The sequence below is a fragment of the Pseudomonas sp. CFBP13528 genome, assembly GCF_005233615.1.
Classification (GTDB): Bacteria; Pseudomonadota; Gammaproteobacteria; order Pseudomonadales; family Pseudomonadaceae; genus Aquipseudomonas; species Aquipseudomonas fluorescens_AM.
Genome location: NZ_QGAJ01000001.1, coordinates 507,554 through 529,658 on the forward strand (window position 1 = coordinate 507,554; position 22,105 = coordinate 529,658).

The 22,105-nt window shown below is 63.1% G+C and carries 20 protein-coding genes and 1 pseudogene; 16 read left to right on the forward strand and 5 right to left on the reverse strand.

All coding sequences use genetic code 11. The features are described 5' to 3' along the window. Window positions 1–76 precede the first annotated feature (76 nt). From ruvX to gshB, 4 genes are all read right to left on the reverse strand, one after another. Window positions 77–514 carry a Holliday junction resolvase RuvX gene (gene ruvX / locus PspCFBP13528_RS02415; RefSeq protein WP_003195067.1) on the reverse strand — a complete coding sequence of 146 codons (438 nt, stop codon included), beginning with the start codon at window positions 512–514 and terminating at the stop codon, window positions 77–79. Then, window positions 514–1,083 (reverse strand): YqgE/AlgH family protein, encoded by a 570-nt coding sequence (locus PspCFBP13528_RS02420; RefSeq protein ID WP_065891570.1) that lies wholly within the window; start codon window positions 1,081–1,083, stop codon window positions 514–516. Before PspCFBP13528_RS02420 ends, ruvX begins: the two co-directional genes overlap by 1 nt. A gap of 207 nt (window positions 1,084–1,290) precedes the next feature. After that, window positions 1,291–2,196 (reverse strand): energy transducer TonB, encoded by a 906-nt coding sequence (locus PspCFBP13528_RS02425; RefSeq protein WP_101220199.1) that lies wholly within the window; start codon window positions 2,194–2,196, stop codon window positions 1,291–1,293. Between the two features lie 148 nt (window positions 2,197–2,344). Continuing rightward, window positions 2,345–3,316, reverse strand: coding sequence for a glutathione synthase (gene gshB, locus PspCFBP13528_RS02430; protein WP_065949575.1), 972 nt, complete (start codon window positions 3,314–3,316; stop codon window positions 2,345–2,347). Window positions 3,317–3,555: 239 nt separating this feature from the next. Between gshB and pilG the strand changes: the two genes are divergently transcribed. The 6 genes from pilG to PspCFBP13528_RS02460 all read left to right on the forward strand — a co-directional run bounded on the left by pilG (window position 3,556) and on the right by PspCFBP13528_RS02460 (window position 13,378). Continuing rightward, entirely contained in the window at window positions 3,556–3,963 is a 408-nt protein-coding gene (gene pilG, locus PspCFBP13528_RS02435; RefSeq protein WP_065949574.1) for a twitching motility response regulator PilG, read from the forward strand. Window positions 3,964–4,008: 45 nt separating this feature from the next. Next, complete coding sequence (pilH, locus tag PspCFBP13528_RS02440; RefSeq protein WP_014720320.1) at window positions 4,009–4,374, forward strand: twitching motility response regulator PilH; 366 nt, start codon at window positions 4,009–4,011, stop codon at window positions 4,372–4,374. 12 nt (window positions 4,375–4,386) lie between these two features. Beyond that, complete coding sequence (locus PspCFBP13528_RS02445; RefSeq protein WP_065949573.1) at window positions 4,387–4,911, forward strand: chemotaxis protein CheW; 525 nt, start codon at window positions 4,387–4,389, stop codon at window positions 4,909–4,911. Beyond that, on the forward strand, window positions 4,908–6,959 hold the full coding sequence (locus tag PspCFBP13528_RS02450; protein ID WP_137199573.1) for a methyl-accepting chemotaxis protein: 2,052 nt from the start codon (window positions 4,908–4,910) through the stop codon (window positions 6,957–6,959). Before PspCFBP13528_RS02445 ends, PspCFBP13528_RS02450 begins: the two co-directional genes overlap by 4 nt. 157 nt (window positions 6,960–7,116) lie before the next feature. After that, on the forward strand, window positions 7,117–12,930 hold the full coding sequence (locus tag PspCFBP13528_RS02455; protein ID WP_137199574.1) for an Hpt domain-containing protein: 5,814 nt from the start codon (window positions 7,117–7,119) through the stop codon (window positions 12,928–12,930). After that, complete coding sequence (locus PspCFBP13528_RS02460) at window positions 12,923–13,378, forward strand: chemotaxis protein CheW (protein WP_137199575.1); 456 nt, start codon at window positions 12,923–12,925, stop codon at window positions 13,376–13,378. The genes PspCFBP13528_RS02455 and PspCFBP13528_RS02460 overlap by 8 nt, the downstream gene beginning before the upstream one ends. A 306-nt stretch (window positions 13,379–13,684) precedes the next feature. Here the strand turns inward: PspCFBP13528_RS02460 and PspCFBP13528_RS27740 are convergent. Beyond that, window positions 13,685–13,780: pseudogene (locus tag PspCFBP13528_RS27740) on the reverse strand (addiction module antidote protein, HigA family); the annotation flags it as partial. Between the two features lie 221 nt (window positions 13,781–14,001). Between PspCFBP13528_RS27740 and PspCFBP13528_RS02480 the strand changes: the two are divergent. The 10 genes from PspCFBP13528_RS02480 to madM all read left to right on the forward strand — a co-directional run bounded on the left by PspCFBP13528_RS02480 (window position 14,002) and on the right by madM (window position 22,014). Continuing rightward, window positions 14,002–14,421 (forward strand): hypothetical protein, encoded by a 420-nt coding sequence (locus PspCFBP13528_RS02480; RefSeq protein ID WP_137199577.1) that lies wholly within the window; start codon window positions 14,002–14,004, stop codon window positions 14,419–14,421. Between the two features lie 463 nt (window positions 14,422–14,884). Further along, window positions 14,885–16,555 (forward strand): malonate decarboxylase subunit alpha, encoded by a 1,671-nt coding sequence (gene mdcA, locus PspCFBP13528_RS02485; RefSeq protein ID WP_137199578.1) that lies wholly within the window; start codon window positions 14,885–14,887, stop codon window positions 16,553–16,555. Further along, window positions 16,556–17,389, forward strand: a complete 834-nt coding sequence (locus PspCFBP13528_RS02490) for a triphosphoribosyl-dephospho-CoA synthase (RefSeq protein ID WP_137199579.1) — start codon at window positions 16,556–16,558, stop codon at window positions 17,387–17,389. Next, window positions 17,389–17,688, forward strand: coding sequence for a malonate decarboxylase subunit delta (locus PspCFBP13528_RS02495; RefSeq protein WP_065949567.1), 300 nt, complete (start codon window positions 17,389–17,391; stop codon window positions 17,686–17,688). The genes PspCFBP13528_RS02490 and PspCFBP13528_RS02495 overlap by 1 nt, the downstream gene beginning before the upstream one ends. Continuing rightward, a complete protein-coding gene (locus PspCFBP13528_RS02500) occupies window positions 17,681–18,523 on the forward strand; it encodes a biotin-independent malonate decarboxylase subunit beta (protein WP_101221327.1) in 843 nt (280 codons plus the stop codon). The genes PspCFBP13528_RS02495 and PspCFBP13528_RS02500 overlap by 8 nt, the downstream gene beginning before the upstream one ends. Beyond that, on the forward strand, window positions 18,520–19,290 hold the full coding sequence (gene mdcE, locus PspCFBP13528_RS02505) for a biotin-independent malonate decarboxylase subunit gamma (protein WP_137199580.1): 771 nt from the start codon (window positions 18,520–18,522) through the stop codon (window positions 19,288–19,290). The genes PspCFBP13528_RS02500 and mdcE overlap by 4 nt, the downstream gene beginning before the upstream one ends. Continuing rightward, window positions 19,284–19,880: a malonate decarboxylase holo-ACP synthase gene (locus PspCFBP13528_RS02510; RefSeq protein ID WP_065949564.1), complete on the forward strand. Its 597-nt coding sequence runs from the start codon at window positions 19,284–19,286 to the stop codon at window positions 19,878–19,880. Before mdcE ends, PspCFBP13528_RS02510 begins: the two co-directional genes overlap by 7 nt. Then, window positions 19,877–20,776, forward strand: a complete 900-nt coding sequence (gene mdcH, locus PspCFBP13528_RS02515) for a malonate decarboxylase subunit epsilon (protein WP_101221329.1) — start codon at window positions 19,877–19,879, stop codon at window positions 20,774–20,776. The genes PspCFBP13528_RS02510 and mdcH overlap by 4 nt, the downstream gene beginning before the upstream one ends. 67 nt (window positions 20,777–20,843) lie before the next feature. Next, entirely contained in the window at window positions 20,844–21,248 is a 405-nt protein-coding gene (gene madL, locus PspCFBP13528_RS02520) for a malonate transporter subunit MadL (protein ID WP_101221330.1), read from the forward strand. 1 nt (window position 21,249) lies between these two features. Beyond that, a complete protein-coding gene (madM, locus tag PspCFBP13528_RS02525; RefSeq protein WP_065949561.1) occupies window positions 21,250–22,014 on the forward strand; it encodes a malonate transporter subunit MadM in 765 nt (254 codons plus the stop codon). Window positions 22,015–22,105: the final 91 nt, after the last annotated feature.

A 22,105-nucleotide genomic window follows, 5' to 3' on the forward strand; every position in this document is an offset into this window, starting at 1 on the left:
CCGCGTTCATCCAGCCTTCACGCGGTATCGTTAACGTTCTTCGCGGGCAAGCCCGCTCCCACAGGATCGCGGCGGGTCAGGATTCAAATAAAGCGGTGTTTTCATCCAGCCAGCCCTGCAACAACAGGGCGGCGGCGATGGCGTCCACGGGGTTGTCGCGGTAACTGCCTTTCTGTCCGCCACGGTCGCGTCGCTCGCCCTTGGCTTCAAAGGTGGTCAGGCGTTCATCGTGGGTATAGAAGGGCAGGTTGTAGCGGCCGTTGAGGCGGCGGGCGAACTTTTCGGCGCGCAGGCACATGTCGCTGGGGGTGCCATCCATGTTCAAGGGCAGGCCGACCACGACTGCATCGGGCTTCCATTCCTTGATCAGGGCTTCGACCTGGTTCCAGTCCGGCACGCCGTTCTGGGCCTTCAATGTGCACAGCTCGCGGGCCTGGCCGGTGATGACCTGGCCGACCGCAACGCCGATCTGCTTGGTGCCGTAGTCAAATCCCAGGATCAGACGCAAAGCCATCAGGCGTGCCCCGCCTGGCTGGTCAACAGGCTGAGGTTGACCCGCAGCTTGGCGGCGGCGGCTTCCAGGCGCAGTTCGCTGGCGGTGTTGAACAGGATGTCGGCGTCGAAGGGGCAGGTCAGCCAGGCATTGCTGGCCAGTTCGGCCTCCAGTTGCCCGGCTTCCCAACCGGCGTATCCCAGGGTGATCACACTTTGTTCAGGGCCGACGCCGTCGGCAATCGCGAACAACACGTCCTGGGATGTGGACAGGGATACGCCCTCAAGGTCCACCGTGGCCTGGAATTTCGGCCCGGTGGGGTGCAACACGAAACCGCGATCGGTCTGCACCGGCCCGCCGATGTAGATCGGTACGCCCTGGCAACTGGCGGGAGGATCGATTTCCGGGCGCAGTTGCTCAAGGATATCGGCCAGGTTCAGCTCCTGCGGGCGGTTCACCACCAACCCCATGGCACCATTGGCCGTGTGCTCGACGATGTAGGTCAAGGTCTGCGCAAAGTTCGGGTCGGCCATATGGGGCATGGCGATCAGGAAGTGGTGCTTGAGGTAGGTCGGGCTGACATTTTTCATGTCCGCTAGTGTGGCGTCGGAGGGGCGAACTGACAAGCTGAGCGTGACCCTAATAGAGCGCCGTCTGCTTTTCTGTAGGAGCGAGGCGGGCGGCTAGCCCTTGCTCGCGAAGGTCGTTAACGATGACGCAGTGCTATCAGGTAGTCCGCGCCGCCTATGCGTTTTTCGCGAGCAAGCTCGCTCCTACAGTGAAGGAAAGTGCCGGAGTCAGTTGCTGGACAGCCGATCGCCCCTGGCGAATTTCCAGGTACGGATGATTTCCAGGCGGTCCACGTCGTTCAGGTCGCCGGTAAAGGGCGCAAAGGGCGCGGCCAGGCGCACGATGCGCTGGGCGGCCTGGTCCAGCAAGGGCTGGCCGGATGACTCCAGCACCTGCACTTCATAGAGCGAACCGTCACGGTTGATCGACACCAACAGGCGCAAATTGCCATAGATCTGCTGGCGGCGCGCCTCTTCCGGATAGTTGAGGTTGCCGATGCGCTCGACCTTCTTGCGCCATTCATCCTTATACCAGGCGCCTTTGTCGCGCATGGTCGAGGCGGCGTTCAAGCGGTAGATGCGTGGGCGCTTGGCGTAGAGCTGCTGTTCGTGGGCCAATTCGGCTTCCAGGCTGGAAATTTCGTCGGACAGCGTCGAGCTGTCGAATGTCGGCGCAGGCTTGACGGGCTCGGGTTTGGGCTCGGTTTTGGTTTTTTCGCGCTGGGTAGGAGCTTTTTGCGGCTTGGGCGCAACGGTGGTCACGGCAGCCTTGGGCGTAGCCTGTTTGACTTCCGGTCTGGGGGCCGGCGGCGGGGTGACTTTGTTGACCTTGTTGTCCTGGAACGGTGCCACTTCGGTGGTCTTGGGCACGGCTTTCTTGTCGAGGGTGCCGCTGCCTTGCTGGTTTTCCTGGGCGAGAAAGTCAGCCTTCTCGGGCTTTTTATCGCTCTTGAAGGTGGCAAGCGTGATTTCCAGGGTCTTGGTGATCTGTTTGGGTTCGACCATCGTGAAACCCACGCCCAGAATCAGTGCGAGGTGAACCAGCGCCGCCAGAAACAGGGTAAATCCGAGCCGATCAGCCGGGCGCACGCCGCTGTGGGAGAGTTCGGGGGGCAGTTCGGACGGCAGAGGCATAAAACCAACATCACCTGTATCGGGGTTCGGCATGATAGCGCAATGTTGGTTTTTAGCTTCAAGCGACAAGTTACAAGCTGCAAGCTTAAACGCGGTTTGCCTTAAGCTTGCGGCCGGCTTGCAGCTACAAGCTTAAACGCGGTCTGCTTCAAACTTGCGGCTTGTCGCTTGCAACTTGCAGCTTTTCGGCAATCACAGCCATCAACATTTCCCCGATATTGGTGCCAAATGCGTTATCAATCTCGCGAATACAGGTCGGGCTGGTGACATTGATTTCGGTGAGGTTCTCGCCGATTACGTCAAGTCCTACGAACAGCAAACCTTTTTCGCGAAGGGTCGGGCCCACTTGGGCGGCGATCCAACGATCCTTGTCCGACAGCGGTCGCGCTTCACCACGGCCACCGGCCGCCAGGTTGCCACGGGTCTCGCCGGCCGCCGGGATGCGTGCCAGGCAGTAATCCACCGGCTCGCCGTCGATCATCAGGATGCGCTTGTCGCCGTCCTTGATCGCCGGCAGGTAGGCCTGGCCCATGATCTGCTGGGTGCCCAGCGCGGTCAGGGTTTCCAGGATCACCGACAGGTTCGGGTCGCCTGCGCGGTGACGGAAGATCGAGGTGCCGCCCATGCCGTCCAGCGGCTTGAGGATCACATCGCCATGCCTGGCGGCGAACTCGCGCAGTACATCGGCGCGGCGGCTGACCACCGTCGGCGGCGTGCATTGTGGAAACAGCGTGGCGAACAGTTTTTCATTGCAGTCGCGCAGGCTTTGCGGCTTGTTGACGATCAATACGCCGGCGCGCTCGGCCTGCTCCAGCAGGTAGGTGGAATACACGAATTCCATGTCGAACGGCGGGTCCTTGCGCATCAGGATCACGTCCAGATCGCTCAGGGGGCTGTCGATTTCATCCTGAAGTTCGAACCACTTCTCGGGGTTGGCGAATACCTGCAACGGACGCATCCGCGCACGGGCCTCGCCATCGCCCTGGTAAAGGTCGCGCTGTTCCATATAGAACAGGCTCCAGCCGCGGGCCTGGGCGGCCAGGAGCATGGCCAGCGAGCTGTCCTTTTTATAGGAAATGCTGGCAATAGGGTCCATGACAATGCCGACGCGAACGCTCATGGGTTATTTCCTCTGGCAAATTGGGGCGCATAAAAGTGGCGTCAGAGTGGCGCTGCGGCTGTTGCGGGTCAAGGAAAAACCACTAGGCGAGTGCCTCGATAGATTGCGCCCGGAGACTGTGCTAAAAAGACTGCCACGGCGCAGCAGCCCTTGAATTCCAAGGCCTGCGGGGCTCATCCTGTGACACATCAGGCAGTACACACCGAAAACCGATTCGCTGTGGCGATGGTAGAGCAACTATGGAACAGCATTCCAACGCCTTGAGAGTGATGGTGATCGACGATTCGAAAACGATCCGCCGCACCGCCGAGACGCTGTTGAAGAACACGGGGTGCGAGGTCATCACGGCCATCGACGGTTTCGATGCCCTGGCGCGAATTGTGGATCATCACCCGCACATTATCTTTGTCGACATCATGATGCCGCGCCTGGATGGCTACCAGACCTGTGCCCTGGTGAAGAACAACCCGGCATTCAAGTCGATCCCGGTGATTATGCTGTCCTCCAGGGACGGCCTGTTCGACAAGGCCAAGGGGCGTACCGTGGGGGTCGATCAGTTTTTGACCAAGCCTTTCAGCAAGGAAGAACTGCTGGGTGCGATCAAGGCCTATGTGCCTGCCTTCGCCGCAGTAGAACAAGCACACTGACGCCGCCCCCGAGGGCCGGCGCCGACCAATGTAGTGGGGAAAACCATGGCACGTGTTCTGATCGTCGACGATTCGCCGACCGAAATGTACAAACTGACCGGCATGCTGGAAAAGCATGGCCACCAGGTATTGAAGGCCGAAAATGGCGCGGACGGCGTGGCCCTGGCCCGCCAGGAAAAGCCCGACGCGGTACTGATGGATATCGTGATGCCGGGGCTCAATGGCTTCCAGGCCACGCGCCAGTTGTCCAAGGAGCCGGAAACCAACGGTATCCCGATCATCATCATCACCACCAAGGACCAGGAAACCGACAAGATCTGGGGCGCACGCCAGGGTGCCAAGGATTACCTGACCAAGCCGGTGGACGAAGAAACCCTGATCGCCACGCTGAACAAGGTGCTGGCCGGTTGACGGCACGCCATCATGACCGAGTCGCAAACCGCCTTTGAGCTGCTGCTGGACATCGACCGCCGCTGCCGCCTGCTGGCCGCCGACCTGCCGTCCCAGGAAACCCGCCTGCAACGCTGGAGCGGGATCGGCTTTCGCCTGGGGCAGCACTGGTATGTGGCGCCCATGGGCGAAGTCGCCGAGGTGTTGCATGAGCCGCGCTGCACCCTGATGCCTGGGGTAAAGCCCTGGGTCAAGGGCGTGGCCAATCTGCGCGGGCGCTTGTTGCCGGTCATGGACCTGGGCGGGTTTCTCGGCCAGGAACTGTCCAAGGCGCGCAAGCAGCGGCGGGTGCTGGTGGTTGAATACAACGATCTGTTTGTCGGGTTGCTGGTGGACGAGGTGGTGGGCATGCAACATTTTGCACTCGACGCGTGGATGGCGAATACCGCCTCCGGCGCGCCGTTTATCCAGGGCCAGTTCGATGGCGATCCGCAGTGGCAGGTCTTCAGCCCCTTCGCCCTGGCCCAGGCTCCGGGCTTCATGGATGTGGCCGCATGAGCACCGTGACCACGCCCAAGCCCCAGGCTGCCTCGCGCAGCCGCTCGCAGATCATCGTGCTGTTTATTGCGCTGATCGTGTTCATCATGCTGTTGTTCGCCAACTTCGCGTACCTCAACACCCAGTCCACCTACGACAAACAGTACATCGGCCACGCGGGCGAACTGCGGGTGCTGTCCCAGCGCATCGCCAAGAACGCCACCGAAGCCGCCGCCGGCAAGGCGGCCGCGTTCAAGCTGCTGGGCGAGGCGCGCAACGACTTCGCCCAGCGCTGGGGCTACCTGAAAAAAGGCGACCCGCAAACCGGCCTGCCGGCCGCGCCCAGTGCCGTACGCGCTGAGATGCGCGCGGTGCAGACCGACTGGGAAGCCCTGCTGAAAAACACTGATGCCATTTTGGCCAGCGAACAGACCGTACTGTCGTTGCACCAGGTGGCCGCCACCCTCGCCGAAACCGTGCCGCAGTTGCAGGTAGAGTCGGAGAAAGTCGTCGACATCCTGCTCCAGCGCGGCGCCCCCGCGAGCCAGGTGGCGCTGGCCCAGCGTCAGTCACTGCTGGCCGAGCGCATCCTGGGGGCGGTCAATACCGTGCTCGCCGGCGACGAAACCGCCGTGCAGGCCGCCGATGCCTTTGGTCGCGACGCCAATCGTTTTGGCGTGGTGCTCAATGGCATGCTCAACGGCAACCCTGGCCTGCGCATCACCCAGGTCGAAGACCCTGACGCCCGCGCGCGGTTAGCGGAGATCGCCGAACTGTTCGAATTCGTCTCGGGTTCCGTGGATGAAATCCTCGAAACCTCGCCGCAGTTGTTTCAGGTACGCGCGTCGGCGAGCAACATTTTCAACCTGTCGCAAACCCTGCTCGATGAAGCCTCGCACCTGGCCACCGGTTTCGAGAACCTGGCCGGCGGGCGCAGCCTGGATACCCTCGGCGGCTATGTGCTGGGGCTGCTGGCGCTGGCCTCGATCATCCTGATCGGCCTGGTGATGGTGCGCGAGACCAACCGCCAGCTGCGCGAAACCGCCGAAAAGAACGAGCGCAATCAGAACGCGATCATGCGCCTGCTGGACGAAATCGAAGACCTGGCCGACGGCGACCTGACCGTCACGGCCTCGGTCACCGAAGATTTCACCGGCACCATTGCCGACTCGATCAACTATTCGGTGGACCAGCTGCGCGACCTGGTGGCCACCATCAACCTCACCGCCGGGCAAGTCGCCGGCGCGGTGCAGGACACCCAGGCCACCGCCATGCACCTGGCCCAGGCCTCGGAGCATCAGGCCCAGCAGATCGCCGAAGCCTCCACCGCAATCAACCAGATGGCCCAGTCCATCGATCAGGTGTCGGCCAACGCCGCCGAGTCCTCGGCGGTGGCCGAGCGTTCGGTGGAGATTGCCAACAAGGGCAATGAGGTGGTGCACAACACCATCCACGGCATGGACAACATCCGCGAACAGATCCAGGACACCGCCAAGCGCATCAAGCGCCTGGGTGAATCGTCCCAGGAGATTGGCGACATCGTCAGCCTGATCGACGACATCGCCGACCAGACCAACATCCTCGCCCTGAACGCGGCTATCCAGGCGAGCATGGCCGGGGATGCCGGGCGCGGTTTTGCGGTGGTGGCCGATGAAGTGCAACGGCTGGCCGAGCGCTCCTCGGCCGCCACCCGGCAGATCGAAACCCTGGTGAGGGCGATCCAGGCCGATACCAACGAAGCCGTCATCTCCATGGAGCAGACCACTACCGAAGTGGTGCGCGGTGCGCGGCTGGCCCAGGACGCCGGGGTGGCGCTGGAAGAGATCGAAGGCGTGTCGAAAACCCTGGCGGCGCTGATCCAGAGCATTTCCAATGCGGCGCAGCAGCAGACCTCATCGGCGGGGCAGATTTCGTTGACGATGAATGTGATTCAGCAGATCACCACGCAGACGTCGTCGGGTTCCACGGCGACTGCCGAAAGCATTGGTAACCTGGCAAAAATGGCCAGTCAGTTGCGCCGGTCGGTGTCGGGTTTTACCCTGCCGGCAGCCAGGCAGACCGATGACTGAAATGCGCTCCAAATGTGGGAGGGGGCTTGCCCCCGATTGCAGTCCAACAGTCAAAAGCTGGTCGCCTGACACACCGCCATCGGGGGCAAGCCCCCTCCACATTGGTTCTCCATTGTTGTGAGAGACCAGCAACCCATGAATTCCAAGCGGAGCAGTTATGGTTGATCGGCACGACTACGTGGCCCTCGAATGGGTCAAGGGCGACATTGCCGAAACCCTGAAACAGGCCCGTTCGGCGCTGGACGCTTACGTTGAAACCGGCGACGCCCTTGATGCGTGCCTGGCCGGTATCCATCAGGTACATGGCGCGCTGCAGATGGTCGAGTTCTACGGCGCGGCCCTGCTGGCTGAAGAGATCGAAGCCCTGGCCCTCGCGCTGCAGGCCGGGCACGTCGGCCAGCGCGACGAAAGCATCCGCCTGCTGCAACAGGCCCTCGGCCAATTGCCGCTGTACCTGGACCGCGTGCACAGCGCCCGGCGCGACCTGCCGCTGGTGGTGTTGCCGCTGCTCAACGACCTGCGCAGCGCCCGCGGTGAAAGCCTGCTGTCGGAGACCAGCCTGTTCAGCCCACAATTGTTGACCATCGCGGCGCTGCCCGATGAGGCACTGACTCAACGCACACCGCCGGACCTTCACCCGCAACTGCGCCAATGGCACGCATTGCTGCAACAAGCCCTGGCCGGCTTGCTGCGCGAGGACCACGGCCCGAGCAACCTGGAAGACATGGCGCGGGTCTTCGCGCGCCTGGAGGCGCTGTGCCAGGGCGCGCCGCTGTTGCCGCTGTGGCAGGTCACCTCGGCGCTGGTCGAAGGCATGCTGACGGGCGTGATCGCCAACAGCCCGGCACTGCGCAGCCTGCTCAAGGCCAGCGGTAAGCAACTCAAGCGCCTGCTGGCGCAGGGCATCGGCGGGATCAACCAGCCGGCGCCGGATGAATTGCTCAAGAGCCTGCTGTTCTACGTCGCCAAAGTCACTCGGCCGACGCCGCGCATGCAAAGTCTCAAGGAACGCTACGGTCTGGATGAGGCCTTGCCCGACAGTGCCGTGGTCGATGCCGAACGCGCGCGCCTGGCCGAGCCGGACCGCAATGCCATGGGCTCGGTACTCGGCGCATTGTGCGAAGAGCTGGTACGGGTCAAGGAGCGCCTCGATCTGTTCGTGCGCAGCGACCGCCAGCACACCCAGGACCTTGACCCGCTGCTGGCGCCGCTGCGCCAGATCGCCGACACCCTGGCGGTGCTCGGTTTCGGCCAGCCGCGCAAAGTCATCATCGACCAGCTCGCCGTGGTATTGAGCCTGGTCCAGGGGCAGCGCGAACCCAGTGACGCCGTATTGATGGACGTCGCCGGGGCGTTGCTCTACGTCGAGGCCACGCTGGCCGGAATGGTCGGTACCGTCGAACCGCAAAGCCGTGAAGACAGCCGTCTGCCGACCACTGACCTGACCCAGATCCACCAATTGGTGATCCGCGAATCCTGCCAGTGCCTGCGCCAGGCCAAGGAGTTGGTGATCGACTGCATCGAGGCCGACTGGGACCGCCAGCGCCTCGAATCCCTGCCTGAGCTGTTGAGCCAGGTGCGCGGCGCCCTGGCGATGATTCCACTGCCGCGCGCGGCGAGCCTGATGCGCGGGTGTACCGATTACGTCGATGAGCAGTTGATGGTCAACGACACCGCGCCCGGTGAGGCGCAGTTGGCGCGCTTTGCCGACGTGATCAGCAGCCTTGAATACTACCTGGAACGCATGCTCCAGGACCCCGACGCAGCAGGGGAAAAAGTCCTGGAACTGGCTACTCAGGCCCTGAGCGAGCTGGGCTATCTGCCGCTGGAAAAACCCTGGCGCCAGGCCTTGGCTGCACCCGAGGGGGCCTTGTCCGGCGACACCGCGCCAAGCCAATCCCGGTTCGATGCGCTGGCCAGCCCCACTTCGCGTCTCAACCCGCCAGCCCTGCAACGTCCGGGCAGTCTGCTGCCGCCTCCCCTCGATGAAGCGCCGATTGACGACGAGTTGCGCGAAGTCTTCCTCGAAGAGACCGATGAAGTCCTTCAGGTGCTGCACCGTTATTTGCCCGACTGCGCGGACAAAACCGCCCAGGGCGAAATGCGCCGTGCCTTCCACACCTTGAAAGGCAGTGGTCGCATGGTCCGCGCCCTGGTCGTGGCCGAACTGGCCTGGGCCGTGGAAAACCTGCTCAACCGCGTGCTGGAGCGTAGCGTGGCGATCGGCCCCGAGGTGCAGCAGGTGCTGGATGAGGCGGTGGCGCTGCTGCCGGCGCTGATCGCCGACTTCGCCACCGGTCAACAGCGTCAGCGCGATGAGGTCGACGCCCTCGCTGCCCGCGCCCACGCGTTGGCCAGCGGCGCCCAGGAAGCGGCTGTCGAGCCTCACGACCCGATGCTGCTGGAGATTTTCCGCAACGAAGCCCAGAGCCATCTGGACAGCCTCAACCAGTTCCTGCAACAGGCCGCCGAACACGTGCCGCTGCAAGTCAGTGATGAACTGCAACGCGCCCTGCACACCCTCAAGGGCAGCGCCTACATGGCCGGCGTGTTGCCGATGGCTGAACTGGCACGTCCGCTGGACCATCTGACCCGCGAATACAAGGCGCATCGTCTGCCGCTGGACCTGGATGAAGTCGAGCTGTTACTGGAAGCCGAAGGCGTGTTCCAGCGCGGGCTACGCGAACTGGACAGCAATCCCCTGGCGCCGATCAAGGGCGCGGCGGACTTGATCAAGCGCACCCAAAGCCTGTTGGACCAACAGCTCGAAGCACTGCTCAACGCCCCCAGCACCGGCCTGCACATCAAGCGCGATCCGCACCTGATCACCAACTTCCTGGCCCGGGGCATGGACATCCTGCTTGACGCCGAAAGCCTGCTACGTCGCTGGCAGCAACACCCCGGCGAGCGCCAGGAACTCACCGCGCTGCTCGACGAACTGACCACCCTGGGCGAGGGCGCGCACCTCGCCGACCTGCACCCTATCGATCAATTGTGCGAAGCCTTGCTCGACCTTTATGGCGCGGTAGAAGAGAGCAGCCTGGCGGTCAGCGAGCGGTTTTTCCATGAGGCCGAGCAGGCCCATGAAGCGTTGATCACCATGCTCGACCAACTGGCAGCCGGGCAGGAAATCAGCCCGGCGCCGGCCCGGGTCCAGGCCCTGCGCGAATTGCTCGATGACGCCCTCGATCCGTCCGCCACCGGCCTGATCAAAAGTCACGGCAGCCGCGCCCCGAGCATCGCCGAGCTGGGCGCCGCGACCGAGCAACTGAGCCGGCACACGGCGATGGACGATGAGATCGTCGACATCTTCCTTGAAGAGGCCGTGGATATCCTCGACAGCGCGGGGCAATCCCTCAAGCGCTGGTTGCTGGAGCCCGATGGCATGGCGCCGTTGTCCTCGTTGCAGCGCGATTTGCACACCCTCAAGGGCGGCGCGCGCATGGCCGAAATCGACGCGGTGGGCGATCTGGCCCAGGAGCTGGAATGCGTCTATGAGGGCCTGGTGGACCGTCGCTACAGTTACTCCACCGAGCTGTCCCAGGCACTGATGGCCAGTCATGAACGCCTGGCCTTGCAACTTGACGAGCTGCACCGGCAGCAACCCTTGAGCGACAGTGTCGAACTGGTCGCCAGGTTGCGCGAACTGCGCCAGAGCAGCGTTTCGGCGGCCCCGGTTGCTGCGCCGCAACCCTGGGGCGCCGACCCCGAGCTGCTGGATATTTTCCTCGAGGAAGCCGCCGATATTCTCGACAGTTCAGGCAGTGCATTGCTGCGCTGGCAGGCCGAGCCCGGCAATCGCCAGGAAGTCGAAACCCTGTTGCGTGACCTGCACACCCTCAAGGGTGGCGCACGCATGGTCGAGATCGGCCCGATTGGCGACCTGGCCCACGAGCTGGAGTTTCTCTACGAGGGGCTGTCCGCCGGGCTGCTGGCGCCGTCGTCCGAACTGTTCGCGCTGTTGCAGGGTTGCCACGACCGGCTGGCGCAGATGATCGATGCAGTGGCGGACGGCTTGCCGGTAGGCTCGGTGGACAAGCTGATCGAGCGCATCAAGAGCCTGGTGCACCCAAGCGAAGAGTCGGTGGTGCCGGTGGCGTTGCCGGCGGCTAAGGCGGAAGCGGTGGTCGATCCGGCTGCCGACATGGTGAAGATCTCCGCCGAACTGCTCGACGATCTGGTCAACCTGGCCGGCGAAACCTCGATCTTCCGTGGCCGTATCGAGCAGCAGGTCAACGATGCGCGCACCGCGCTCACGGAAGTGGAAACCACCATCGAGCGCATGCGCGACCAACTGCGCCGCCTCGACAGCGAAACCCAGAGCGGTCTTTTCAGTCGCCAGCAGGCCGAGGCCGAGCGCCTGGGCTACGAGGAATTCGACCCGCTGGAAATGGATCGCCATTCGCAATTGCAGCAATTGTCCCGCGCGCTGTCCGAATCCGCCTCCGATTTGCTCGACCTCAAGGAAACCCTCGAGCGCCGCAACCAGGACGCCCACGACCTGTTGCAGCAACAGGCGCGCATCAACACCCAATTGCAGGAAGGCCTGATGCGCACGCGCATGGTGCCGTTCGAGCGCATGCTGCCGCGCCTCAAGCGCATCGTGCGCCAGGTGGCCGATGAGCTGGGCAAGGACGTGGATTTTGTGGTCGGCAATGCCGAGGGCGAGATGGATCGCAACGTGCTGGAGCGTATGGCGGCGCCGTTGGAACACATGCTGCGCAACGCCGTCGACCATGGCCTTGAGTCCCGCGAGGTGCGCCTGCAAGCGGGCAAGCCGCAGAGGGGGCGCATCAGCCTGGACCTGACCCACGAAGGCGGCGATATCGTCTTCGACATGCGCGACGACGGCGCTGGTGTGCCCCTTGAAGCCGTACGCCGCAAGGCGATCAAGCGCGGCCTGCTCGACCCCAATCAAGAGATCAGCGACCGCGACGTGCTGCAGTTCATCCTGCAACCGGGATTTTCCACTGCGGAAAAGATCACCCAGATTTCCGGACGCGGCGTGGGCATGGACGTGGTGCATGAGGAAGTGCGCCAACTCGGTGGCTCGATGGTGATCGACTCGATCCCGGGCGTGGGGGTGCATTTCAGGATTCGCCTGCCGTTTACCGTGTCGGTCAATCGCGCCCTGATGGTGCAATGCGCGGACGATCAATATGCGATTGCGCTTAATACCATCGAAGGCCTGGTACGTGTGCTGCCCCATGAATTGGCGGGGCATTACCAGCAGGATCCACCGCGTTATGAATATGCCGGCCAACGCTACGAACTGTTTTACCTGGGCGACCTGTTGCACACCGTCAGTCGCCCCAAGCTGCTCGGCCAGTACCAGCCGGTGCCGGTGTTGCTGATGCAGTGCAACGAGCGGCATGTGGCGGTGCATGTGGATGCCATGGCGGGGACGCGCGAGATCGTGGTCAAGGGCCTGGGGCCGCAATTTGCCGGGGTGCAGGGCTTGTCCGGCGCGACGATCCTGGGCGATGGGCGCGTGGTGCTGATCATCGACCTGTTGGCGCACATCCGCGCGCGGCCACCGGCGTTGCCGGCGCAGTCGGTGGACACGCCACTGACCCTCAACGACCCGCTGAAAAAGCGTCCGCTGCTGGTGCTGGTGGTGGACGATTCGGTCACCGTGCGCAAAGTCACCAGCCGCCTGCTGGAGCGCAACGGCATGAACGTGCTGACCGCCAAGGACGGCATCGACGCCCTCGCCCTACTCGAAGAGCACACCCCGGACCTGATGCTGCTCGACATCGAAATGCCGCGCATGGACGGGTTTGAAGTGGCGATCCAGGTGCGCAACGACGCGCGCCTGATGCGCCTGCCGATCATCATGATCACCTCGCGCACCGGCCAGAAACACCGCGACCGCGCCATGGCCATCGGCGTCAACGACTACCTCGGCAAGCCGTACCAGGAGTCGGTCTTGCTCGAGAGCATTGCTTACTGGAGCAAGTCCCATGCTTGACCACCGCGCGAGCCAACTCACCGGGCTGTTGCTGCCGTTGGCTGACCGTCATCTGATCCTGCCGAATGTCGCGGTGGCCGAACTGATCGACTTCCAACGCGGCGAACCGGCCAGTGATGCACCGCCGTGGTACCTGCGCCAAGTCACCTGGCGGGATCGGCACATACCCTTGATCAGCTTCGAAGCCGTGTGCGGCGAAGCCAGCGCGACCGGCGAACGCTCCAGGATCGTGGTGTTGAACGCCTTGGGCGGGCGGTCGACGCTTAAGTTCATCGCACTGGTAATCCAGGGAATACCGCGCTCGTACAAACTCGACAGCGAATTGAGCTACGTGGACGTCCCGCTGTGCCCGCTGGAACTGGCGGCGGTGCAAGTGGGAGAACATGTGGCAAAGGTGCCGGACCTGATGGGGCTTGAAGCGCTGCTGGCCGAATCCGGCTTGGCCTGAGCCTGAGCCCTATGAAGATCCACTGTGGGAGGGGGCTTGCCCCCGATGACAGAGTGTCAGTTGATAAATCTCTGGCTGACCCACTGCCATCGGGGGCAAGCCCCCTCCCACATTAAAGTACCGGTGTTTGACAGACTGCGGGTGGCCTTCGGATTTTTCCTGCAAGATTTTGGGCCGTGCATGAACTTCTCAGGCGCTACTGAGCAAATGTGGGAGGGGGCTTGCCCCCGATAGCGGTGTATCAGCCGGAAATGTGTTAGCTGACCCACTGCTATCGGGGGTAAGCCCCTCCCACTTTCTCCATTCTCAATCAATCCGCGCAAACCGCTCAATCACCGGCTGCTCCCGATGCTCGGCCTGACATAAGTCGTAGGCACTTTGCATCGACAACCATAAATGGGCGGTATGTCGGAATAGGATGGAGTTGCTGTAGGCGAGTTCTGATTTGGATTAGGCGGGTGTTCAGGCCGGAGTGGAGTGGTTAGTTTCTCCGTTCCTCACTGCCAGCAAGGATCCGCAAATGGCTGTACTGTTAATGCCGCCGGATTTTGAATCATGGTGCGGCGGTGAGCCTTTTGGTGACCCTCGGGACCAATATTATTGGATAAGAAGAGGTATTGAATATGCCATTTCGCAAGGCCACTGAGCGCCTCATGCCTGTTCTGCGTAATTGTCTGCTTGTGGTCTGCCTGATTTATATCGGCGGCAGTTGGATCCTGTCGCCTGGCACACCGGATCTGGATGAAGTGGTGTTGAAGCATTCCCTGGGCAACGGTATGTCGATCTATGGTGCGCGAGATAGCCAAGGTGGCGCGACGGTGGGGTTTTCCTACAGGTATTACGTGCATAAGGATTTGGGAAGTGATCAGGAAATACTCAGCGCATTAGTGTCTGCACCTCCTTTTCTCAAAACAAAAGAGCCGGATGTCCAAGTCAATAATGACGGGGGGGCCCTGCAGCTGGTTATTCAGGGAAGAATCTATGAGTACCACAGTTATGCACTGGAAGGCCTAGGGAAGGTCAAGGTGATGATGGTGTTGTGATGAGCTGGCTCTCGGACTTTTCCTGCAAGATTTTGGGCCGTGCATGAACTTGTGATGAGAGGCCCGCGCGCCTGGCCTTCGATCTGGACACCTCCCAGCGCGCCATCATGCTTGGGATTCAACAAATGGCAGAGTTGGGGCAATTATTGGTCGATAGGGCATTAGAGCAAGTCAGCCCGTCCCCAGCTTTTTGAAACGGTCCCAATCAGGGACTGATCGTTCCCTTTCTGGGACCGCTATCTAGCAGGCGCTACAGATCAAATGTGGGAGGGGGCTTGCCCCCGATAGCGGTGTATCAGCCACCTATTTATCAGCTGACCCCCCGCCATCGGGGGCAAGCCCCCTTCCACATTTTGGTCTTCGTTACTCCAGGCGTAACGGTTTGCTGCCCAGCTTGATTGATGGCCCCAAGAATCACTCCTAAGGTAAAGCCCCACGACAGCAACCCCCCCGTGGAGCAACCATGACAACAACCATCACCCCCGACTCGCGCTGGACGCGGCGGCGCGACGAGAAGCAGCGGCGGCTCGGGCTGGTCAAACAGTTTGCAGACGGGACGGTGCTGCCCGGCGACAAGATCGTCGAGGCCCTTGAAGCGCTGATCCTCCCCGGCGACCGCGTAGTGCTGGAAGGCAACAACCAGAAGCAGGCCGACTTCCTCTCGCGTTCCCTGGCCAAGGCCGACCCCGCAAAGCTCCACGATTTGCACATGATCATGCCCAGTGTCGGGCGTTCCGAGCACCTGGACCTGTTTGAAAAAGGCATCGCGCGCAAGCTGGATTTTTCCTTCGCCGGCACCCAATCCCTGCGCATCAGCCAGTTGCTGGAAGACGGCCTACTGGAAATCGGCGCGATCCATACCTACATCGAACTCTATGCGCGCCTGGTGGTGGACCTGATTCCCAACGTGGTGCTTTCGGCCGGCTTCATGGCCGACCGCGCCGGCAACATTTACACCGGCGCCAGCACCGAAGACACCCCCGCGCTGATCGAACCTGCTGCCTTCAGCGATGGCATCGTGATTGTGCAGGTCAACGAGTTGGTGGACGACGTCACCGACTTGCCGCGCGTGGACATCCCCGCCAGCTGGGTGGATTTCGTGGTGGTGGCCGACAAGCCGTTCTACATCGAGCCGCTGTTCACCCGTGACCCACGTCATATCAAGCCGGTACACGTGCTGATGGCGATGATGGCGATCCGTGGCATCTATGAAAAACACAATGTGCAGTCGCTCAACCACGGCATCGGCTTCAACACCGCCGCCATTGAACTGATCCTGCCCACTTACGGCGAATCCCTGGGCCTGAAGGGCAAGATCTGCCGCAACTGGACCCTCAACCCGCACCCCACGCTGATCCCGGCGATTGAAAGCGGTTGGGTGCAAAGCGTGCATTGCTTCGGCACTGAACTGGGCATGGAAAACTACATCGCCGCACGCCCGGATGTGTTCTTCACCGGCCGCGACGGTTCCATGCGCTCCAACCGCATGTTCTGCCAACTCGCCGGCCAGTACGCAGTGGACCTGTTTATCGGCGCCACCCTGCAGGTCGACGGCGACGGCCATTCCAGCACCGTGACCCGTGGCCGCCTCGCCGGCTTTGGCGGCGCGCCGAACATGGGCCACGACCCACGCGGTCGCCGCCACGGCACACCAGCCTGGCTGGACATGCGCCACGACGACGCGCCGGAAGCCTTGCTTGAGCGCGGCAAAAAACTCGTCGTGCAAATGGTCGAGACCTTCCAGGAAGGCGGCAAACCCACCTTCGTCGACAGCCTCGACGCGGTGGAAGTGGCGCGTAAAAGCGGCATGCCCCTGGCGCCGATCATGATCTACGGCGACGACGTCACCCACCTGCTCACCGAAGAAGGCATCGCCTACCTGTACAAGGCGCGTTCCCTGGCAGAACGCCAGGCAATGATCGCTGCCGTCGCCGGGGTCACTGCCATCGGTATGCGCCACAACCCCAAGGACACCGCCCGCATGCGCCGCGAAGGCTTGATTGCGCTGCCCGAAGACCTTGGCATTCGTCGCACCGACGCCACCCGCGAGCTGTTGGCCGCCAAGAGCGTGGCCGACCTGGTGGACTGGTCCGGCGGCCTGTACAACCCACCCGCCAAATTCAGGAGTTGGTAGATGCGCGCCCTCAAACTGCATGAAGTGAGCCTGGCCGATCGCCTGGCGGATATGGCGGTCGATGCGCTGATCGATGAAGCGGATTTGTCGCCCAAACCTGCCCTGGTAGACCGGCGAGGCAACGGCGCTCACACCGATTTGCACCTGGGCTTGATGCACGCCTCGGCGCTGTCGCTGTGGCCGATGTTCAAGGAAATGGCCGAGGCCGCGCTTGAAATCGGCGAAATCGGCCTGCCTCTGCGCGAAGCCCTCGGCCGTATTGGCCGCGAAGGCGAGCAAACGATGCTCATTACCACCAATGGCGTAAATACTCATCGCGGCGCGATCTGGGCACTCGGTCTGCTCACCGCCGCAGCGGCCCTGGACCCTGGCGCCGTTACGCTGAACGCGGCCAGATTAGCCTTGCTCAACGACCGACATGCGCCACAAACCCTGAGCCACGGCGTCCTGGTCGCTCAACGTTACGGCGCTCGCGGTGCCCGTGAAGAAGCGCAATTGGGCTTCCCCGCGGTGACGCAACGTGGCCTGCCGCAATTGCACAAGAGCCGCCGGCAAAACGCCGGAGAACAGAACGCGCGCCTGGACGCCTTGCTCGCGATCATGACCGAACTGGCCGACACCTGCGTGCTCTACCGCGCCGGCTACGAAGGCCTGACCACCCTGCAACAGGGCGCCCAGGCCGTGCTCGACGCCGGCGGCAGTGCGACCCTGGCCGGCCGCCGCCAACTGCACGCGCTGGACCAACAACTGCTGGCCCTGAATGCCTCCCCCGGCGGTGCCGCCGACCTGTTGGCCGCCTGCCTGTTTATCGACCGCCTCGACGGAGCGTTGTGATGCAAACCCTATCCTTTGAATTCCCCGCCGGGCAGCCGCCAAAAGGCCGTGCGCTGGTGGGGTGCGTCGGCTCCGGCGACCTTGAAGTGCTGCTGGAACCGGGCACCGCCGGCACGCTGACCATCCAGGTACAAACCTCGGTCAATGGTGCCGAGCAACGTTGGCAGCACCTGTTCGAACGCATCTTCCAGGAACAGACGCCACCGGCCTTGAACATTGATATCCACGATTTCGGCGCCACGCCCGGCGTGGTGCGTTTGCGCCTGGAGCAAGGCTTCGAGGAGATCGGCCATGACTGATTGGCTCAACAAACACAGCTTCGTTGAACTCGGTGCTCGGCAGCGCGCCAAGGCGTTGCTGGATGCCGGCACCTTTCGCGAGCTGATCGACCCATTTCAACGTGTCATGTCGCCGTGGCTCAGCCGCCAGGGCGTCGTGCCCCAGGCGGATGACGGGGTGGTCATCGCCAAAGGCAGCGTTGCCGGTCTGCCGGTGGTGATTGCCGCTATCGAAGGTAACTTCCAGGGCGGCAGCCTCGGTGAAGTAGGCGGCGCGAAGATCGCCGGAGCGCTGGAACTGGCCGCTGAAGATAACCGCAACGGCATCCCGACCCGCGCCGTGCTGCTGCTGGAAACCGGTGGCGTACGCTTGCAGGAGGCCAACCTCGGCCTGGCCGCCATTGCCGATATTCACGCGGCGATTGTCGATCTGCGCCAGTACCAGCCGGTGATCGGCGTGGTGGCGGGGAGTGTGGGGTGCTTCGGCGGCATGTCCATTGCCGCAGGGTTGTGCAGCTATCTGGTGGTCACCCGTGAAGCGCGCCTGGGCTTGAACGGCCCGCAGGTGATCGAACAGGAAGCCGGGTTGGACGAATACGACTCCCGCGACCGTCCGTTTATCTGGAGCCTTACGGGTGGCGAACAGCGCTTCAACAGTGGTTTGGCCGACCGTTATGTGGCGGACGATGTGGTGCAGATCCAGCAGACCGTCAGCGCGCTGTTGCAGCAAGGCGCGCCCGAACAACAACGTAGCCGCCGCGCTGATTTTTATCTGGCGCGCCTGGCCGAGCTGGACGCTACGCCGCAGATCGACCCGGCGACGGTGCGCGCGCTGTATCAGGGAGAACGCTCATGAGAGGTTTGCAGTGGTTTAACGCGCTGAGCACCGGTGCGACGCCGGTACAAGGGCTGCCCGACTCGCTCCAGGTCGCCGATGGCCAGTTGAACGGCCATAGCGTGCGCTTTCTCGCCGTGGTCACCGACCCGAACAACCGCTTTGCGCGCGCACGCAATGGCGAAGTCGGCTTGCTGGAAGGTTGGGGGCTCGCCAAGGCCGTCGATGACGCTATCGCCAGGGGCGACAAACGCCCGCTGATCGCTATCGTCGACGTGCCCAGCCAAGCCTATGGCCGCCGTGAAGAAGCCCTCGGCATCCATCAAGCCCTGGCCGCCGCCGCCGACAGCTACGCCCGCGCCCGTCTGGCCGGGCACCCGGTGATTGCGCTGCTGGTGGGCAAGGCCATGTCCGGCGCGTTCCTCGCCCACGGTTACCAGGCCAATCGCCTGATTGCCCTGCGCGACCCCGGCGTGATGGTGCATGCCATGGGCAAGGCCTCGGCGGCGCGGGTCACCCTGCGCAGCGTCGAAGAGCTTGAAGCCCTGGCCGCCAGCGTGCCGCCGATGGCGTATGACATCGACAGTTATGCCAGCCTTGGGTTGCTGTGGGAGACGTTGACGGTCAGCCAGATTGAACAGCCAACGGCGGACGATGTGGCACGGGTCAGCGATTGCCTGGTGAATGCGATCAAGGATATCGATAGCGCCGATCTGAGCGGGCGCCTGGGGGCGTCCAATCGTGCGGCGTCCAGCCACGTGCGCCAGTTGCTGCGGGAGCAATGGTGAACGCCCACGACCTGCTCTGGGGCATGACCCCGGCGCATCTGCGCGCCGATGCGCCCGGCTGGGTGGTGGATGCGCTCAGCGCCGGCCACCCGGTGGTGGTGCGCCGCGCCATCGTCGAGCCGGGCCATGTGGCGGTCGGTGTGCGGGGGCGTTTGCGCGAGCAGCGCTTTGCCGCGCAGATGCCCATTGCTGCGGTACAACGGCGTGTGGCCCCCGAAGCTTTGCGGGACGCGACCTCGCCACGGGATTTGCCGGCGCTGCGGGCACTCGATCAACTGCGGCCGTTGTTGGCGCATAACGACTGGGGCGTCAGCGGCAGCGCCGGCTTCGAATTGGCCAGCGGCATCGAAGCGTTGCATGCCGCGAGCGATCTGGATTTGATCCTGCGCACCCCCGAGCCGCTTGAGCGTCAGCAGGCGCACGCGCTATTGGCGATGCTCGATAGCGCACCGTGCACCGTCGACCTGCAACTGCAAACCCCCGTCGGCGCTGTCGCCTTGCGTGAATGGGCGGGCGCTTCACGCCGGGTGCTGCTGAAAACGGCCAACGGGGCGCACCTTGTCGTCGATCCCTGGCAGGCGGTGGCATGAGCAGCCTGTTGGTATTTCCGGGGCAGGGCGCCCAGCGAGTCGGCATGCTCCAGTCGCTGCCCGTCGAGGTCCTTGACGAGGCCAGCGCTGCCCTGGGTGAAGACGTGCGCCGGCTCGATTCGGCACAGGCCCTTGAGTCTACGCGCGCCGTTCAGCTCTGCCTGTTGATCGCTGGCGTGGCGCATGCGCGTCTGTTGCAGCACACACCGGACTACGTCGCGGGCCTGTCCGTCGGCGCCTATCCCGCCGCTGTCATCGCCGGCGCATTGGACTTTGCCGATGCAATCAAACTTGTCAGTCTGCGCGGCGAACTGATGCAAAGCGCTTATCCACAAGGCTACGGAATGACCGCAATCATCGGCCCGCAGTTAGCCACCGTCGAAACATTGCTCGCCGAAATCCACAGCCCGCAGACCCCGGTGTACCTGGCCAATATCAATGCCGATAACCAGACGGTCATTGCCGGCAGCGACGCGGCGATGAAGCGTGTCGCCGAACGCATCAAGGGCAACGGCATCGCCAAGCGCCTGGCCGTCAGCGTACCGTCCCACTGCGCCTTGCTGGACGCACCGGCCAAGGTCCTCGCCCAGGCCTTTGTCCCGCTCAAGGCGCCGCGCGTCACCTACCTGAGCAGCACAAGCGCGCGGCCCATTCACAACCCCCTGCACCTGCGCGATGACCTGGCTTTCAACATGTGCCGCGTCGTCGACTGGCGCGGCACCGTGCAAAGCGCCTACGAGCGCGGCGTGCGCCTGCAGATCGAACTGCCACCGGGCGCGGTGCTCACCGGCCTGTCACGCCGCGTCTTCGAACAAGGCACGGTGATCGCCTGCGAAGGGGCGCGCCTGGATACCTTGCAGGCGCTGCTGCAAGAGGAGGAGCGCCGCCACCGATAAAGCACGACCCAAGGCTTTCGAAGCACAACAACAACAATTTCGATCGAGCACTTTGAGGACAACAACAATGATTATTTACGGTGTGGCATTGCTGGCGATCTGCACGCTCGCGGGCGTGATCATGGGCGATATGCTCGGCGTGTTGCTGGGCGTCAAATCCAATGTGGGCGGCGTGGGCATCGCGATGATCCTGCTGATCTGCGCGCGGTTGTGGATGCAAAAGCACGGCGGCATGACCAAGGATTGCGAGATGGGCGTGGGTTTCTGGGGCGCCATGTACATCCCCGTGGTCGTGGCGATGGCCGCGCAACAGAACGTGGTCACCGCATTGCACGGCGGCCCGGTTGCGGTGCTGGCGGCCATCGGTTCGGTGGTGCTGTGTGGTTGCACCATTGCCCTGATCAGCCGCACGCACAAAGGTGAGCCTTTGCCGCCCGAAGAGCCGCTGATCCTCGCTGCAGGAGGTCGCTGATATGTGGGACCTCATCGAAAAAGGTTTGGAACACAACGGCCTGGTCACCGCGTTCGCCTTTGTGGGCGTGGTGATGTGGATTTCGGTGGTGCTGTCCAAGCGCCTGACGTTCGGGCGCATCCATGGCTCGGCGATTGCCATCGTCATCGGTCTGGTGCTGGCCTGGGTCGGCGGCACGCTCACGGGCGGGCAGAAGGGCCTGGCGGACCTGGCACTGTTCTCCGGTATCGGCCTGATGGGCGGCGCGATGTTGCGGGATTTCGCCATCGTCGCCACGGCGTTTGAAGTGCAGGCCACCGAGGCGCGCAAAGCCGGCATGATCGGCGTGATTGCCCTGCTGCTGGGTACGATCCTGCCGTTCATCGTCGGTGCGAGCATGGCCTGGGCCTTCGGCTATCGCGATGCGATCAGCATGACCACCATCGGGGCGGGCGCGGTGACTTACATCGTCGGCCCGGTGACCGGTGCGGCGATTGGCGCGACCTCGGATGTGATGGCGCTGTCGATTGCCACCGGGTTGATCAAGGCGATTCTGGTGATGGTCGGCACGCCGGTGGCGGCGCGCTGGATGGGTTTGGACAACCCGCGCTCGGCGATGGTGTTCGGGGGCCTGGCCGGCACCGTGAGCGGAGTAACGGCGGGGCTGGCGGCGACGGATCGGCGGTTGGTGCCGTATGGCGCGCTGACGGCGACGTTTCATACCGGGTTGGGCTGCCTGCTTGGGCCTTCGTTGCTGTACTTCATCGTGCGGGGATTGGTCGGGTAGTTTTGGAGGCGGCGGTGTTTGGTCGGGCGCCATCGCGGGCAAGCCCCCTCCCACATGTTGACCGCATTCTCATGTTGGAACGCGGTCAAGC